Origin of the sequence: Sphingomonas sp. DG1-23, assembly GCF_030730875.1 — a bacterium.
Taxonomy (GTDB): Bacteria; Pseudomonadota; Alphaproteobacteria; order Sphingomonadales; family Sphingomonadaceae; genus Sphingomonas.
In genome coordinates this window covers 182250-198564 of record NZ_JAVAMA010000009.1, presented here as the reverse complement: position 1 = coordinate 198564, position 16315 = coordinate 182250, and the positions used below count along the sequence as shown (strand labels likewise).

8 protein-coding genes are annotated in these 16315 nt (G+C 65.0%); 3 read left to right on the top strand and 5 right to left on the bottom strand.

The window, feature by feature from the left end:
• The first annotated feature begins 142 nt into the window (after window positions 1-142).
• Entirely contained in the window at window positions 143-2542 is a 2400-nt protein-coding gene (locus tag Q9Q95_RS15395; protein ID WP_306098021.1) for a glycoside hydrolase family 3 N-terminal domain-containing protein, read from the top strand.
• Window positions 2543-2678: 136 nt separating this feature from the next.
• Here Q9Q95_RS15395 and Q9Q95_RS15390 read toward each other — a convergent pair whose 3' ends face one another.
• From Q9Q95_RS15390 to Q9Q95_RS15375, 4 genes are read right to left on the bottom strand one after another with little or no spacing between them, the layout of a single operon-like run.
• Complete coding sequence (locus tag Q9Q95_RS15390) at window positions 2679-4493, bottom strand: glycoside hydrolase family 9 protein (protein ID WP_306098068.1); 1815 nt, start codon at window positions 4491-4493, stop codon at window positions 2679-2681.
• Between the two features lie 5 nt (window positions 4494-4498).
• Entirely contained in the window at window positions 4499-6202 is a 1704-nt protein-coding gene (locus Q9Q95_RS15385; RefSeq protein WP_306098020.1) for a glycoside hydrolase family 43 protein, read from the bottom strand.
• Window positions 6199-7701, bottom strand: a complete 1503-nt coding sequence (locus tag Q9Q95_RS15380; protein WP_306098019.1) for a tryptophan halogenase family protein — start codon at window positions 7699-7701, stop codon at window positions 6199-6201. The genes Q9Q95_RS15385 and Q9Q95_RS15380 overlap by 4 nt, the downstream gene beginning before the upstream one ends.
• Window positions 7698-9203 (bottom strand): tryptophan halogenase family protein, encoded by a 1506-nt coding sequence (locus Q9Q95_RS15375; protein WP_306098018.1) that lies wholly within the window; start codon window positions 9201-9203, stop codon window positions 7698-7700. Before Q9Q95_RS15375 ends, Q9Q95_RS15380 begins: the two co-directional genes overlap by 4 nt.
• Window positions 9204-9520: 317 nt before the next feature.
• On the opposite strand from Q9Q95_RS15375, the gene Q9Q95_RS15370 reads away from it, so the two are divergent.
• Entirely contained in the window at window positions 9521-12853 is a 3333-nt protein-coding gene (locus Q9Q95_RS15370; RefSeq protein WP_306098017.1) for a TonB-dependent receptor, read from the top strand.
• A gap of 154 nt (window positions 12854-13007) precedes the next feature.
• The gene (locus tag Q9Q95_RS15365) at window positions 13008-14024 is read left to right on the top strand and encodes a cupin-like domain-containing protein (RefSeq protein WP_306098016.1); all 1017 of its coding nucleotides are present in this window, start codon (window positions 13008-13010) and stop codon (window positions 14022-14024) included.
• Window positions 14025-14112: 88 nt separating this feature from the next.
• Here Q9Q95_RS15365 and Q9Q95_RS15360 read toward each other — a convergent pair whose 3' ends face one another.
• Window positions 14113-16263 (bottom strand): alpha-glucuronidase family glycosyl hydrolase, encoded by a 2151-nt coding sequence (locus Q9Q95_RS15360; protein WP_306098015.1) that lies wholly within the window; start codon window positions 16261-16263, stop codon window positions 14113-14115.
• Window positions 16264-16315 lie beyond the last annotated feature (52 nt).

Genomic DNA, 16315 nt, shown 5'->3' with positions numbered 1-16315 from the left:
CCGAGGCATAAGATGCGGTTTCGCGGAATGCAATCGGCATGAAACCGGTTGCGTCATGGTTGACCCCGCAACCGCCGGACGATAGCTGATAGCGCTACCAAAACACGTACAAATGGCGCCAACGCCAGTCCAGGAGAGGTACATGACCGTTTCCCGCCGGTTCCGCTTCGCGGCGCTTGCCGCCGTCGCCGCGATCGCCTTTGCCCCGTCGCTCGCGCCCGCCGCGCACGCGCAGGCGGCCAGGGCCGACAAACCGCTCTACAAGGACGCTTCCCAGCCGATCGACGCGCGCGTCGAAGATCTGCTCGGTCGCATGACGCTCGAGGAAAAGGTCCAGCAGATGGTCGCGATCTGGCTCCAGAAGGAGAAGATCCAGACCCCCGAAGGCGAATTCGACGGTGCCAAAGCGAGCCGGAATTTTCCCAATGGCCTCGGCCAGATCTCGCGTCCCTATGATCGACGCGCGATTACCCAGGGCCCGGCCGCAGGCGCCGCCGCCGGCACGGTCAACCGCAGCGCCGAGGACACCGCGCGCTACATCAACGCCGCGCAGAAATGGGCAGTTGAGAACACCCGGCTCGGCATCCCGCTGATCATGCACGAGGAGGCGCTGCACGGCTATGTCGCCCCCGGCGCGACCAGCTTTCCGCAGGCGATCGCGCTCGCCAGCACCTGGAACCCGAAGCTGCAGGAACAGATCTTCGCGGTCGCCGCGCGCGAGATGCGCGCCCGTGGTGCCAATCTCGCGCTCGCTCCGGTGGTCGATGTCGCGCGCGATCCACGCTGGGGCCGGATCGAGGAGACCTATGGCGAGGATCCCTATCTGGTCGGCGAGATGGGCCTCGCCGCGATCCGCGGCTTCCAGGGCACCACGCTGCCGCTGGCCAAGGACAAGGTCTATGTCACACTCAAGCACATGACCGGCCACGGCGCGCCCGAGAGCGGCACCAATATCAGCCCCGCGACGGTCTCCGAGCGGACCTTGCGCGAGAATTTCTTCCCGCCGTTCGAGCGCGCGGTCACCGAGTTGCCGGTGATGTCGGTGATGCCCTCATATAACGAGATCGACGGCATCCCGAGCCACGCCAATCGCTGGCTGCTCCACGACGTGCTGCGCCAGGAATGGGGCTTCAAGGGCGTGGTGCTCAGCGATTATTTCGCGATCCGCGAGCTCAACACCCGTCACCATCTGTTCGACAATCTCGGCGACGCCGCGGTCCGCGCTCTCGACGCGACGGTCGATTTCGAGACTCCCGACGGCGAAGCCTATGCGCTGCTGCCCCAGCTCGTCCGCGAAGGGAAAGTGAGCCAGGCGCAGATCGACGAATCCGTCCGCCGCATCCTCAAGCTCAAGTTCAACGCCGGGCTGTTCGAGAGCCCCTATGTCGACGCGAAGGCAGCCGCGAAGAAGACCGAGACGCCCGACGCGATTGCGCTTGCCCGCGAGGCCGCACGGCAGGCGATCGTGCTGCTCAAGAACGACAAGGGCCTGCTCCCGCTCGACGCCGGCAAGATCAAGCGTCTCGCGGTAATCGGCACTCATGCCAGCGACACCCCGATCGGCGGCTATAGCGACGTCCCCCGCCACGTCGTCAGCGTGCTCGAGGGCCTCAAGACCGAAGCCAAGGGCAGGTTCGAAGTCGACTTCGCCGACGGCGTGAAGCTCACCAAGAGCCGCGCCTGGGCCGCCGACGCAGTCGAACTGGTCGATGACGCCACCAACGATCGACTGCGCGTCGAAGCGATCGAGACCGCCAAGAATGCCGACACGATCGTCCTCGTGCTCGGCGACAATGAGCAGCTCAGCCGCGAAGCCTGGGCCGACAATCATCTCGGCGACCGCAACAGTCTCGAACTGATCGGCCCGCAGAACCAGCTGGCAAAGGAGATCTTCGCGCTCGGCAAGCCGGTGGTGGTGCTGCTGCTCAACGGGCGCCCGCTCTCCGTAAAATATCTGTCGGAGAACGCCCCCGCGCTGATCGAGGGCTGGTATCTCGGGCAGGAGACCGGCAACGCAGTCGCCGACGTGCTTTTCGGCCGGGCCAATCCGGGCGGCAAGCTGCCGGTGACGATCGCGCGCGACGTCGGCCAGCTGCCGATGTTCTACAACCACAAGCCGAGCGCCCGGCGCGGCTATCTCTTCGCCGAGACCAGCCCGCTTTACCCGTTCGGCTATGGCCTGTCCTACACCAGCTTCGAGATCGCCGCGCCGGTGCTCGCGACCCCGACGATCGGGCGCTACAACAACGTCAAGGTGACCGTCGACGTGACCAACACCGGGGCTCGCGCCGGCGACGAAGTCGTCCAGCTCTATGTCCGCGACGATCTCGCCAGCGTCACTCGACCGGTCAAGGAATTGAAGCGCTTCGAGCGCGTCAGCCTGCAGCCCGGCGAAAAGAAGACGGTGCAGTTCGAGCTCACCCCGCGCGACCTCTCGCTGTGGAACATCGACATGAAGCGCGTGGTCGAGCCCGGCACCTTCACGATCTCGTCGGGCCCGGATTCGGCCAAGCTCAAGAGCACTACGCTAACGGTGAAATAGTCAAATCCTCCCTCGCGCAGCGAGGGAGGTGGCAGCCGAAGGCTGACGGAGGGGGTGTCGCCGCAACTCGGCGCTTGCGGAGAGGCCCCTCCACCACTTCGTGGCCCCCTCCCCCGCTCCGCGAGGGGGGATCTGCTCAGCTATCCAGCCACGCCGCCACCCAGAACAGCGGCGCGTTCCAGTTGATCGCGACTTCGTTCATCGAATAGGCATGGATGTCGTCGACCCAGCAGCGCTGCGGCGCGCAGCCCCGCATCTTCTTCGCCACATCGTCGCTCATCGCAGTCGAATTGGGGCCGCCCGAGAGCACTCCGGGCGGCGGTCCCGGAAGCTTCGGATCGAGCGAAGGCGCCCAGAAGCGATGATGCGGGTGCATCAGCGGCCGCGCGCCATAGCCACTGACATAGGATTGGCCGAGCGGATTGCGCCCGAGGACATAGTCCATCGCCGCGACGACGCCGGCGCGATATTTCGCCACGCCGGTGAAATCGTGCGCCAGCCCGAGCAGCATCGCGCGGTTCAGCAATGACGAATTCGACCCCCACGGATAGCCGCTCGCGACATAGGGAATGCCGTAGCCATTATCCTTCTCGTCGGCGAGGAAGCGATCCGCCGCCGCAACGATGGCGCTGCGCAACCGATCCACCTCCGCCTTGGGCAAGCCGTTGCGCGCGGTCGCCAGCGTGATCGTCCCCAAGGTCGCGGTGCTCGGCCAGCCCGGTTCGCGCAGCTCGGTATGGAAATGCGGTGACTGGAGCACCGCATCGCGATATTCCGCCGCGCCGGTGGTCGCGAACAGCTCGGCCGCGGCCCAGTAGAATTCGTCCGAGACATCGCCGTCGCCATAGCCGCCGCTGCCGGTGAAGCTGTTGGTCGCATAGATTTGCGGGTTGCGCTTCGCCGCCCGCCATGCGCGTTCGGCGGCAGCGCGGCAGCGCGCCGCAAATGCCTGGTCCACCTCGCGCCAGATCCGCGCGCATTGTGCCGCGGTGGCGGCGAGATTGAGCGTCGCCGCGGTGGTCGGCGGATAGAGCAGCCGTTCCTCGGGATCGTCCTGCGGCGGCATCGGCAATCCGGTCCAGTTGCGGTCGGCGACCTTCTGATGCGCCATTCCGCCGGCATCGATATCGGCGAAATCGGCGGGCTCGGTCTCCCATGCCGGCTTTCCAGCCTTCGCGGGTTTCGGCGCCCCGGCCGGGACGCGGGCCCGCACCTCGTCGGCGATCTGCATCCGGAGCAGGAAGTCCATCTCGAACCGCGCTTCGTCGAGCAGATCACCGACGCGGTTGCCGGCCGCGGGAAGCTTCAGGCTGCCATCGCCGAACGCAGCCGGCCGTCGCTCATGCGCGTTGAGCAGAGTCCATAGCGAGATCCCGCCATTGACGACATATTTGCCGTGATCGCCGGCATCGTACCAGCCGCCGGTTACGTCGAGCGCATAGCCGCAGCCCGGCCATTCGCTCCCGCGCTCGTCGCGGCCGGCGAAGCATTTCGCGACTTCTCTCGGATGCCCCGCCGGGCGCGCCCATGCGGCGCCGACCAGCCGCGCGTCGATCGGCACGCCGGCGCGCTGATGATAGAAGAAGGCGAGCGCATCCTTCGCCAGCGACGCGTAAATGCCGTCGCGAATCGCGAACGGGTCGCTCCTCGACCCCCCGACCACGAGGCGATAGCCCTCCCCCGGCAAGCGGACATCGCTGAAGTCGATCCGCTGCACCTCGGCGCCCGATGCCGCATCGGGGCCAAAGACCCGCGCCTTGCCGCGCTTTACTTCGCGCCCGCCCGCATCGACCAGCACCCATTCGAGCGGCGCCGAACCGCCCCATACGATCGCGGTCTTGGTGTCGCCGGGCGTGAAGCCGATCTGGTTGAGATGGATCGGCAGCGGCGGCGGGATCGCCACAGCCGAACCGGCGAGGAGCGCGACAGCAACGGCGAGGATCGGGCGCATCGGCGTCACTGTTTCTCGGTCCCCGCGAACACTCCGAACACCGAGCCGACAAAGCCGCCCGCGGCCTTGGTGGTCAGCGCATCGGTGGTGAGCTCGGTCAGCGGCCGCCACGCCATCATCGGTAGATCGGGACTGCCCAGCACGCGCGCATAGGAAAAAGCATAGCGATTGCCGCGCACTTCGATGCGCAGAGCCAACGGATTGCCAGGCGCGATGCCGAAAGTTCCGGCATCGAGCGTGGTCACCGTCTCGCCCGCCGCGGGCGTGCCGGGTCCCTCGCGACGGTCGACCGCCACCACCAGCCTGCCTTCGATCTGCTTGAGCCCGAGGAAGAGCCAATAATCGTCGTTCTGGAGCACGGCGATCCCGGCGCGATCGCCATTCTTGCCGGGCGTGAAGTGGACCACCGTCTCGACGGTCGCGTCGCGATGCTGCTGGCGCCGGGCAAGGAAGGACGGGTTGCCATTGTCGCCGAGCCCGACGGCCCGCGCCTGGACCCGCAGCGTGCCATCTGCCAGCGTGAACCAGCTGCTCCGCGGATTGCGCAGCATCATCCAGTATGGCGGCAGTTTCGCGCCGTCGAAATCGTCACGCACGGTGAATCCGCCATTGGTCGGGAACGGAGGGGCGGGCTGTGCCGGCAGCGCGGGACGCGGATGGGTCCACGGGATCGCCTGCCCCGGATCGGTGATCCGCGGCCAGCCATTCTCCCAGCGTACCGGCATCAGGAAGGTCTCGCGCCCGGTCGAGTAGAAATCGTCGGCATAGGGCCGCACTGCGAGGAAGGTCGCCCACCATTGACCGTCGGGTGTGGTGACGAGCTGCGCGTGTCCCGCCGAAGTGATCGGATTCGCGCGGTCGCGTGGCAGATCACGCTGGGTGAGGATCGGATTGTCCGGGCTGGCTTCGTACGGTCCGGTGACGCTCTTCGAGCGCAGGATGACCTGGCTGTGCCCCTCGGCGGTGCCGCCCTCGGCGCAGCTGAGATAGTAATAGCCGTCCTTCTTGAAGATGTGCGGTCCCTCGATCCAGATCGGCTGCTTCGCGAAGTCGACGCCGCCGTTCACCAGCACCGTCCGGGGGCCGATCGTCCTGAGCGCCTTGAGGTCGAACTCCTGAATCCAGATTGCACGATGGCCCTGATATTGCGGCGTGCCTTCGGGCGGTCCGTTGTTGAGGATCCACGTCCGGCCGTCGGTATCGAAGAAAAGCGAGGGGTCGATCCCCCCTTCGAGATCGGGCAACCATGTCGGATCCGACCACGGCCCCGCCGGATTTCTCGCGGTGACCACGAAATTGCCGCCGCAATCGACACAGGTGTTGAGGATGTAGAAAGTCCCTGCCTTCGCCTGGATCGTCGGCGCGAACACGCCGCGCGACAGTCCGAGCTGCTTGAAATCGAGCTGGTCCGGCCGGTCGATCGCATTGCCGATCTGGGCCCAGCTGACGAGATCGCGGCTGTGGAATATCGGGATCCCCGGGAAATAGCCGAAGGTCGAGGTGACGAGATAGAAATCCTTGCCTACGCGGGTGACGCTCGGGTCGGGATAGAAGCCCTGCAGGACCGGATTGCGATACTGGTCGGGGCCCGGCGGATTGGCGCGGTCGACCGGGTCCTCGCCGCGATATTCGAACCAGTCGAAGCTCGCCACCGGCTGGGCGACGGCGGGGGTCGCGAGGAAGAGCGCGAGGGGGGCCAACGATTTCATGCCGCACAATTTTCCCGAATGAAGTCGCGGTGCTTCGGCATATAGTCGGCTGAATTGGCAATCGCCTCGCGGATATGCGCCAGCCGCGACCGTGTCTCATCGAGGCTCAACACTTCCGCCACCGGATCGAAACCCTGCGGCTGCATCAGCTGGCCATACATCACCGCAAACCAGCTGGTATCGTTGAACAATTCCTCATTCTCGCGAAATGCCCGGCCATGACTGCGGAATACCCGCATCTTCTCCGCCAACCGTTCCGGGATCTCCATCGTCCGGCAGCGGTCCCAGAAAGGCGAATCTGCGCGTTCGGTGGCGTGGTAATGGAGGATGATGAAGTCACGTATCTCCTCATAATCGGTCGCCATGATGCGATTGTAGCGGTCTATGTCTGCCTGATTGCAATGCTTGTCGGGAAACATCGTCAGGAAGCGTGAAAGCCCGCTCTGGATCAGCCAGATCGCCGTCGATTCGAGCGGCTCGATAAAGCCCCCCGCCAACCCCATCGCGACGCAATTCCTGATCCAGAACTTGTTGCGGTGCCCGGTCTTGAACGGGACGGTGCGCGGCTCCGCGAGCGGCTTGCCGTCCAGATTGGAAAGGAGGATCGCAGTCGCCTCGTCGTCGGACATATATTCCGAGCAGAAGACATGGCCGTTGCCGATGCGATGCTGGAGCGGGATGCGCCATTGCCAGCCGGCGGCGTGCGCGGTCGAGCGGGTATACGGCGTCCACTCGTCGACGCTCTCGCACGGCACTGCGATCGCCCGGTCGCACGGCAGATGGTGCGACCAGTCGGTAAACCCCGCCTGTAACGCCTTCTCGATGATCAACCCGCGAAAACCCGAGCAATCGACGAACAGATCGCCGTGGATCTCGCTCCCGTCCTCCATCACCACCGACTGGACGAAGCCGTCCTCGCCGCGCAGCTTCACATCGACGATCTTGCCCTCGCGCCGGACGACGCCGCGCTCCTCGGCATAGCCGCGCAGGAAGCGCGCATAGAGCCCCGCGTCGAAGTGAAAGGCATAGGGAATTTCGGAAAGCGGCGAATTCCCGGCGTCGATCGGCCGCATGAACTTGTTGCTTCGCGACGCCGTGGCCTGAAGCGACCAGGCATCGACATCGGGCGCCTCGCCCATCTGATGAAGCCGCAGGAAGAAGGCGTGGAACGACACGCCCTTCATGTCCACGCCATATTTGCCGAACGGGTGAAAATAGGTGTGTCCCTGCCGACCCCAATCGACGAACTGGATGCCCAGCTTGAAGCTGCCCCTTGTCGCCCGCATGAATGCGTTCTCGTCGATACCGAGCATCCGGTTGAAGGTCGCCATTTGCGGGATGGTCGCCTCGCCCACCCCGATGATGCCGATATCGTCCGATTCGATCAGCGTGACCTGTGCGTAATCGGGGCCGAGGATGCGGGCGAAGGTCGCGGCGCTCATCCAGCCGGCGGTGCCGCCGCCGACGATGACGATGTTGCGGATGCGATTGTCGGTCATGCGGTTCCCCGGGCAGGACAATGGCGCGCCAGATATGCCGCATGATCGGGCATCGCCTCGGCGGCGCGGTGGAAAGTCGAGCGGATTCGTTCGAGCATCGCGGCGAGCTGATCCATATCGAGCGCGTCGGCGAGCGGATCCCAGCCGGCCGGGGTGATCCCCTGCCCCAACATCACGGCGATCCAGCTCGTCTCGGCGAACAATTCGTCGTCGCGCCGGAATACGCGGCCACGGTTGCGGAACAGCGCGATGCGGCGGGTCAGGCTTTCGGGCACCGCCATCTCGCGGACCTGCCGCCACAAGGGCTCGTCGCGCCCGTTCGCCTTGTAATGAAGGATGACGAAGTCGCGGACCTGCTCATATTGGACGCGCGTGAAATCATTGTAGCTGTCGCGCTCGGCCGCGCCCCAGCCTTGGTCGGGAAACAAGGCGAGCAGCCGCGAGATGCCTGCCTGGATCAAATGGATGCTGGTCGATTCGAGCGGCTCGAGAAACCCGCCCGACAGCCCGATCGCGACGCAGTTGCGGTTCCACGCCAGCTTCCGCCGCCCGGCGGTGAAGCGCAATTGCCGCGGATCGCCCAAGGGTTCGCCGTCGAGATTGGCGAGCAGGGTTGCTGCCGCCTCGTCGTCCGAGACATGCGCGCTCGAATAGACATGGCCGTTCCCGGTGCGGTGCTGGAGCGGGATCCGCCACTGCCATCCTGCGGTACGCGCGGTCGCGCGCGTATACGGCGCTAGCGGCGACGCGCTGACCGTCGGAACCGCGAGCGCTCGGTCGCACGGCAGCCAATGCGTCCATTCCTCATAGCCGGTGTGGAGCGCCTCCTCGATCAGCAACCCGCGAAAACCGGAGCAGTCGACGAACAATTCCCCCTCGATCCGCGTCCCGTCCTCGAGCGTCACCGCTTCGATGAAACCGTCCGCGCCGCGCAGCACGACCTGCGTGATCCTGCCCTCGCGCCGGACCACGCCCCGCGCCTCGGCGTAGCCGCGCAGATAGCAAGCGTAGAGCGAAGCGTCGAAATGATAAGCCTGAACCAGCCGCGAAAGCGGCGACGCAGGATTACCATCGGGCGCCGCGTAGCGGTTCAGCCGCGCCGCAAGCGCGCAAAGGCTATAGTCGTCGAGCACGCCCGCCCGCCCTGCTGCATGGAGCCTGCGCCAAACCTGATGGAATTTCACCGCTTCGATATCGAAGCCATATTCCCCGAACGGATGAAGATAGCGGTGGCCGGCGGCGTTCCAGTCGACGAACTCGATCCCGAGCTTCATCGATCCCTGCGTGTGGGCGAGGAAATCATTCTCGTCGATTCCGAGCATCGCATTGAAGGTGCGGATCGGCGGAATCGTCGCCTCGCCGACGCCAACGGTGCCGATCGCCTCCGATTCGACCAAGGTAATCTGAACCCCGGCGCGTGCCATTCGCGCCAGTGCCGACGCGGTCATCCAGCCCGCCGTGCCGCCACCGACGATGACGACGCTCCGAATCGGGCCGCTCATCGACCTTTCTGACGCCATCGCAACAAATTCAGCATCTTCCCCTCTCCGCGATGTTAGCGCTCCCACATTCTGGGCGCTTCATGCGTCCGGTGAGACCATTCCTCGTTGCATCGCAGCAAAAGCGTTGCAAAATCAGCACATAAGCGCGGCCGTGTCACTATGTGTCTTGATCTTTGCTACGAACCTATTCTACCCATGTCACATAACTACAACAATTCGCGCCAGCAAATGGTAGCGCTAACACGGGAGGGGGACGCTTGATGCGCAAGCAGCACGCTATTCATGCATCTGAAAATGCCGCGAAAATTGGGTCGGGAATGCTTCGGGCGGGCGTGTCCGCCGCGGCTTTGTGCCTGTTCGGGGCAGGTTCGGCCTGGGCGCAGACCGAGGCTTCGCCGCTGGCCATGCCGCCTGCCGCCCAAGATACCGGCGACGCGGCGGTCCAGGAGACACCGGCCGGCGACGAAATCGTCGTTCAGGGCTATCGCCAGTCGCTGCAGAGCGCGCAGCAGCTCAAGCGCAATTCGGACGTGATCGTCGACTCGGTCACCGCCGAAGACATCGGCGCCCTTCCTGACCGATCGGTCACCGAGACGCTCCAGCGCATTCCGGGCGTCGCGATCAATCGCTTCGCCGCCGGCGTCGATCCCGATCACTTCTCGGTCGAAGGATCGGGCGTGGTGGTGCGCGGCCTCACTTATGTCCGCTCGGAGTTCAACGGCCGCGAGGCGTTCAGCGCCAATAACGGGCGCTCGCTGAGTTTCGCCGATGTGCCCTCAGAGCTGATGGGCGGCGTCGACGTGTTCAAGTCGCCCTCGGCCGATCGCATCGAGGGCGGCATCGCCGGCGTGGTCAATCTACGCACGCGCACGCCGTTCGACGCGAAGGGATTCGTCCTCGCCGCCTCGGCGGAGATGAATTATGGCGACTTCCAGAAGGAGCCCAGCGCCAACCTCAACGCTATCATCAGCAATCGCTGGGATACGGGGATCGGCGAGATCGGCTTCCTCGCCAGTGCGTCTTATTCGAACCTCAAGAGCCGCGCCGATCGCCTGCAGGTGTCGAGCTTCCGCATTCGCAACCTGTATTCCGACGGCGACGTCGTCCAGAACCCGGGGGCGACGCCGGCAGGCCGCGTGCTTTTCCCGCGCGGCGCGGTGCTCGGCAGCCAGGAATTCGACCGCACCCGTTACGGCTATTCGGCCGCCGCGCAGTGGCGCAGCAGCGACGGCTCGATGGAAGCGGTGTTCCAGTTCCTGCGCTCCGACGCGCGGCAGGCATGGAGCGAGCATACGGTCGAGATCGCGACCGACAACGTCACCAACAATGGTGACTCGCGCCGGGTGCCCGGCACGACGCTGGAATTCGACGAAGACGGACTGTTCGCCAGCGGCACGATCACCGGCATTACCGGCTGGCGCGCCGATCAGAATACGCCCGGCGACGCGCGCACGCCCATGATGGGTCTGCAGAGCAACAATATCGCGCGCTACCATGACGAGAGACTCGTCACCGACGATTACGGCTTCAACTTCAAATGGGACGTCAACGAGCGGCTGAACCTGTCGCTCGACTATCAGCATGTCGATTCGACCACCTACGTCGCCGACCACACGCTGTGGAACTCGACTTATCAGAATGCGTCGATCCAGCTGCGCGGCAGCGATTATCCGATCGTGCAGTTTCTGCCGCCGCAAGTTTGCTCGGGGCCGGCGGCCAACTCGCAAAATCCGCCCGACACCGATCCTGCAAACAACACCGACTGCGCAGGCTTCGGCGCGCGCGCAGGGGCCTCGACGGTTCCGGGATCGCAGTTCTCCCCATCCTATTTTACCGCCGGGCACACCAGCTTTACCGATCCGTTCAACAGCTTCCCGCGCGCCGCGATGGATCATATCGAGGACAGCAACGGCAATTCGGATGCTGCGCGGCTCGATCTCGAATATGCCTTTCCCGAGAGCGGCTTCCTCAAATCGATCAAGGCCGGCGTCCGCTACGCCGATCGCGACCAGACGGCACGCTTCTCGACCTACAATTGGGGTGTGATCACCGAGCAATGGGGCAGCGGCGGGCCGGTATGGCTCGACGATCCGGTCGACGGCATCTCCGGCGGAACGGGTGGCACGCCGATCGGCATCGCGGCCAATGTGCCTTATTATTTCGACAATTTCTTTCAGGGCCAGGCCCCCAACCCGCTGGCGGGCCAGGGACGGCTGTTCTACGGCTCGAACATCATCAAGAATTACGACCAATATGCAGCCTATGCCACGGCGATTAACCGCGAGTGGCGTCCGCCGACCACGGCGTGCGGCGACGGCGTGGTGCGCAACGACGGCTGGAACCCGCTCGCCCAGCGTTGCGGCGTAGTTGCCGGCACGCCGTTCCTTCCCGGTGAAATCAATCCGATCCGGGAGACGAACAAGGCCGCCTATTTCATGGCGCGCTTCGACAGCGAGTTCGGCAACGGACTGCGCCTGAGCGGCAATGCGGGGGTTCGCTACACCAGGACCGATCGTACTGCGGGCGGCTTCCTGTCCTTCCCGCAACCGGGCACGCCGTTCGCGAGCGAAGCGGATTGCGCGGCCGTGCCGGCGGGCCAGAATCCGCCACCCTTCTGCACCTTCCCGGCCGCGACGCGGAATGCCGCCCGCGGTTTCCTCAATGGGGCGCTCATCCCCAACAACGTGAAGACCAGCTACGAATATTGGCTGCCGAGCGCGAACGTGAAGCTCGAAGTGGGCGGCGGGCTCCAGTTCCGCGCCGCCTATTTCAAAGGCGTCGCGCCGCCCGCCACCGGCCTGACCCGCAATTATTTCAACGTGAATCTGGCGCCGGTCCAGAACGTGGACGCGAACGGCAACGCGATCACGAACAGCTTCACGCTGCAGGGCACGATCACGGCGGGCAATCCCTATCTGAAGCCCACTACCGGCGACAATTTCGACCTGACCGCGGAATGGTATTTCTCGAGCGTCGGTCAGCTCACTGTATCGGCCTTCTACAAACGACTCCACAACGTGCTGACCAACAGCACGCTTCGCATCGACTTCACCAACAATAACGCGACCTTCCCGGCCGTCGTCACCACCCCGGTCAACGCTTCGGAAACCGGCAAGATCAAAGGCGTGGAAGTCGCCTATCAGCAAACCTTCGACTTTTTGCCGGGCGTGCTCAAGGGCCTCGGCCTGCAGGCCAATTACACCTATATCGATTCGTCGGGCGTGCCGCAGAGCACGCTTTCCGAAACGGATCCGGATGTGGGCGCTGGCCGTGTGACCACCGTGGACCTGGCGAGCCTGCCGCTGCAGGGTCTGTCGAAGCACAATGTCAACGTCACGCCCTTCCTCGACATCGGCCCGCTCTCGCTGCGCGCGACCTATTCGTGGCGGTCGGACTTCCTGCTGACCATCCGCGACGTGATCGTGCCCAACGACCCGATCATCAACAAGGCGACCGGTCAGCTCGACGCGTCGATCTTCTATGCGCTGTCGGACAATGTGAAGATCGGCATCCAGGGCTCGAACCTGCTCAACGAAGTGGTCAAGACCAGTGCGGTGGTCACCGGCCTCGACGGCGAGAACACCGAAGTGCCGCGCGGCTGGTACATGAACGACCGCCGCATCGCGGGTATCATGCGCTTCAGCTTCTGATCTCTCCCCAACACCCTGCCTTGGCGTCGCGGGTCTCCCTCGCGACGCCATTTTTTTCACTCTATCACTTGCGTGAGCGGGAAGAGGCGGGCCGAAGGTCCTGCGACGGTGTGCGCTATGGCGAGCCGGTCCGGAAAGGCTCTAGATACCTATCATGACCGCGCTCCTCTCTCCCATCCGCGAGATCGCCGCGCCCGACGTTGCCACCTTCCAGCGCGAAATCGTCGCCGGCTATGCGCCCGTCGTCATCCGCGGGCTGGTACGCGACTGGCCCGTAGTGGCGGCGGGCGGGGAATCGGTCGAGGCGATGGCGGCGCATCTGCTCCGCTTCGATCGTGGCGCCAGCGCGGAGGCGTTCGTCGGCGCGCCCGAAATCGGCGGGCGCTTCTTCTATTCGCCCGACCTGAAAGGATTCAATTTCGAGCGCCGCCGCGGCGGATTCGCGGAGTTGCTCCGCTATCTGCAGGGCGTGATCGGCAAGGAACCAGCGTCTTCGATCTATGCCGGGGCGCTCGAGACCGCCGAGACGCTCCCCGGATTCGCCGAGGCCAATCCCCTGCCTTTGCTCGCCGAAATCGACGCGCCGCCGCGGATCTGGCTGGGTACTCGCTCGATCATCAGTACCCATTTCGATGCATCGGACAATGTCGCCTGTGTCGCGGCAGGGCGGCGCCGCTTCACGCTCTTCCCGCCGGATCAGATCCACAATCTCTATGTCGGCCCGCTCGATCACACCGTCGCGGGGCAGCCGACGAGCATGGTCGCGCTGAACGCGCCGGATTTGGAACGCTTCCCGCGCTTCCGCGAAGCGCTGGCGGCGGCGCAGACGGCCGAGCTTGGGCCCGGCGACGCGATCTACATCCCGGCTTTGTGGTGGCATCAGGTCGAGGCGCTGGCGCCGTTCAATTGCCTCGTCAATTACTGGTGGAACGATTCCCCCGACGCCTCGGCGCGATTCGACGCGATGGTTCATGCGGTGCTGACCGTCAGCCATCTGCCGCCCGCGCGCCGTGACGCCTGGGCGGCGATGTTCGACACCTTCGTGTTCCAGCGCCACGGCGATCCCGCTGCGCATTTGCCCCCCGAGCGCCGCGGCGTCCTCGGCGCGCCGACCCGGCAGTTGCGCCAGTACATCAAGGCCTATCTGATGCGTGGGCTCGGCCGGCCCTAGTCCGTCGTCATCCCGGCGAGCCGGGATCTCGTGGCAGGGCGCCGCGCTCGCAGCCCGAGGCCCGGCGTTCGCCGAGGCAAGGCCGTCGCTACTTGCCGTTGCCGGGTGCGTAAGGTGTCTTGATCGCCTTGTACCAATCGAGATCATGCGCCGGGGCGGCATGGCCGGCGGGCAGCGGCCGCTTCGACACCGACTGGAAATAGGCGACCGACGCGTCGCGCCACCATTGCGCCTCGTCACGCTGGATCGCGAGGAAATCGCGCACCTCTGCCCAGCGCCTTTCGTCAACCTTGTCCTTCAGCCCGTCCCACTCCGCCTGCATCGTCTTCACCGCATCGACCCCCCGATCGTAGCGCGTGACGAGCTCGTCCCACAAAATGCGGCCCGAACGGGTGCGATAGTCCCACGGCAAATGGTGGAACCAGAGCAGGAATTGCTCGGGCACGCGTTTGCGGTCGCCGAAGATCGCTGCCACCGCCGGCGCATATTGGCCGACCGCATTCGTCCCCCGCGCGGTGCGATCGAAGCCGATCCCGGCGGCGTCGGCCTTGTGGTAGTAAACCGGGTTCCATTCGGGCCGCGCGAGGTCCGCAATCCACGGCCCCGGCCCATAATGATGTCCCGTCGCCATCAGATGCCCGAGCCCGAGCGGAGTCATGTAATCGACCACCGCTTCGCGCGAGCCCATCATCATTGCGACGATCGGCCCGGTCACCGCGGGATCGCTGCCCCATGTCATCGCCGCCCAGTCGCGCGCGACCGGTTCGGCCTTTGCTTCGGGATCCCAGGCGAAACGCCCGAACGCGTACCAGTTCGCCTGATCGAATTGCGATCCCGACCAGTTCAGATCGCTGCCGATATTGGCGACCCCCGCCATCCCCGTCGCCGCCTTTGCGTCGACCGGCGCTTCGAGCAGTTCGGCGACGGTGCTCCCCTTGTGCGGACGGAAGGTGTCGGCCTGCAGTGCTTCCTCCCACATCGTGCCGAGATAAGCCAGGTGGGTCGCGAAGCCGAGATATTCCTTGGTGATCTGGAATTCCATCATCAGCGGCGTTTTGGGCATCGCGCCGAACAGCGGATGGAATGGCTCGCGCGGCTGGAAGTCGATCGCGCCGTTCTTGACCTGGACCAGCACGTTGTCGCGGAACTTGCCGTCCAGCGGGTGGAACTCGGCATAGGCCTGCTTGTGCCGATCGTCCGGATTCTCCGCGGCATAGACGAACGCCCGCCACATCAGCGTGCCATTATGCGGCGCCAGCGCATCGGCGAGCATGTTGGCGCCCTCGGCATGGCTGCGCTTGTAGTCCGACGGCCCCGGCTGCCCTTCCGAATTGGCCTTGACGAGGAATCCGCCAAAATCAGGGATCACCCGGTAAATCTCGTCGACCTTGGCCTTCCACCAGCCGGCTACCTGCGGATCGAGCGGATCGGCGGTCTTGAGCCCGCCCAATTCGATCGGCGCCGAGAAACGCGCGGTCAGATAGACCCGGATCCCGTACGGCCGGAATATCTCAGCCAGTGCCTTGACCTTGGCCAGCCATTCGGGCCGCAGCGCATCGGCATTGGCATTGACGTTGGTCAGCACCGTGCCGTTGATCCCGATCGAGGCGTTCGCTCGCGCGTAATCCACGTAGCGCGGGTCCTTGTAGCCCGGCAGTTTCTGCCAGTCCCAGATCGACTCCCCGGCATAGCCGCGCTCGACATAGCGATCGAGATTGTCCCAATGGTTGAGCACGCGCAGCTTGAGCTTCGGCGCCTCGGAAATGTCGAGATTGTCGATCGGCTGGCGCATCTGCATCAGCTTCAGGAAGCGGAACACCCCGTAGAGCACGCCGACATCGCCATTGGCCGCGATCACCGTGACCTGCTTGCCCTGAATCGTCGCACTACGGATCAGGTAGCCCTCGGGCCCGAGCTGCGTGAGCGGCAGCCCCAGCGGCGCGATCAGCGGCGACGTCCCCGTGCCCAGCACCACCGCGCCGTCGCCCATCACCGTTTCGCGCCACACCGGATCATAGCCGAGCATGCCCTCGACGCCACGCCGCAGCTCGTTGGCGGCCGCTATCACCGTGGGACGCGCAGCGACGGTATAGTGCGTCACCCGCGCCGCGTAGCGCTCCTGCCAAGGCGCTTCGACCGGGCGGTAGCGCAACCACAGGTCGTAGCCCGTCTCCGCGCGAGCGCCCGGCGGCAGCGCGAGGCTCAACACCAATATCAGAAAAGCAAGCAAACGACGCATTTTGATCCTCTCGTGCACCCGGTCTCACGCCGTGCGTTGACAAGTCGATAGC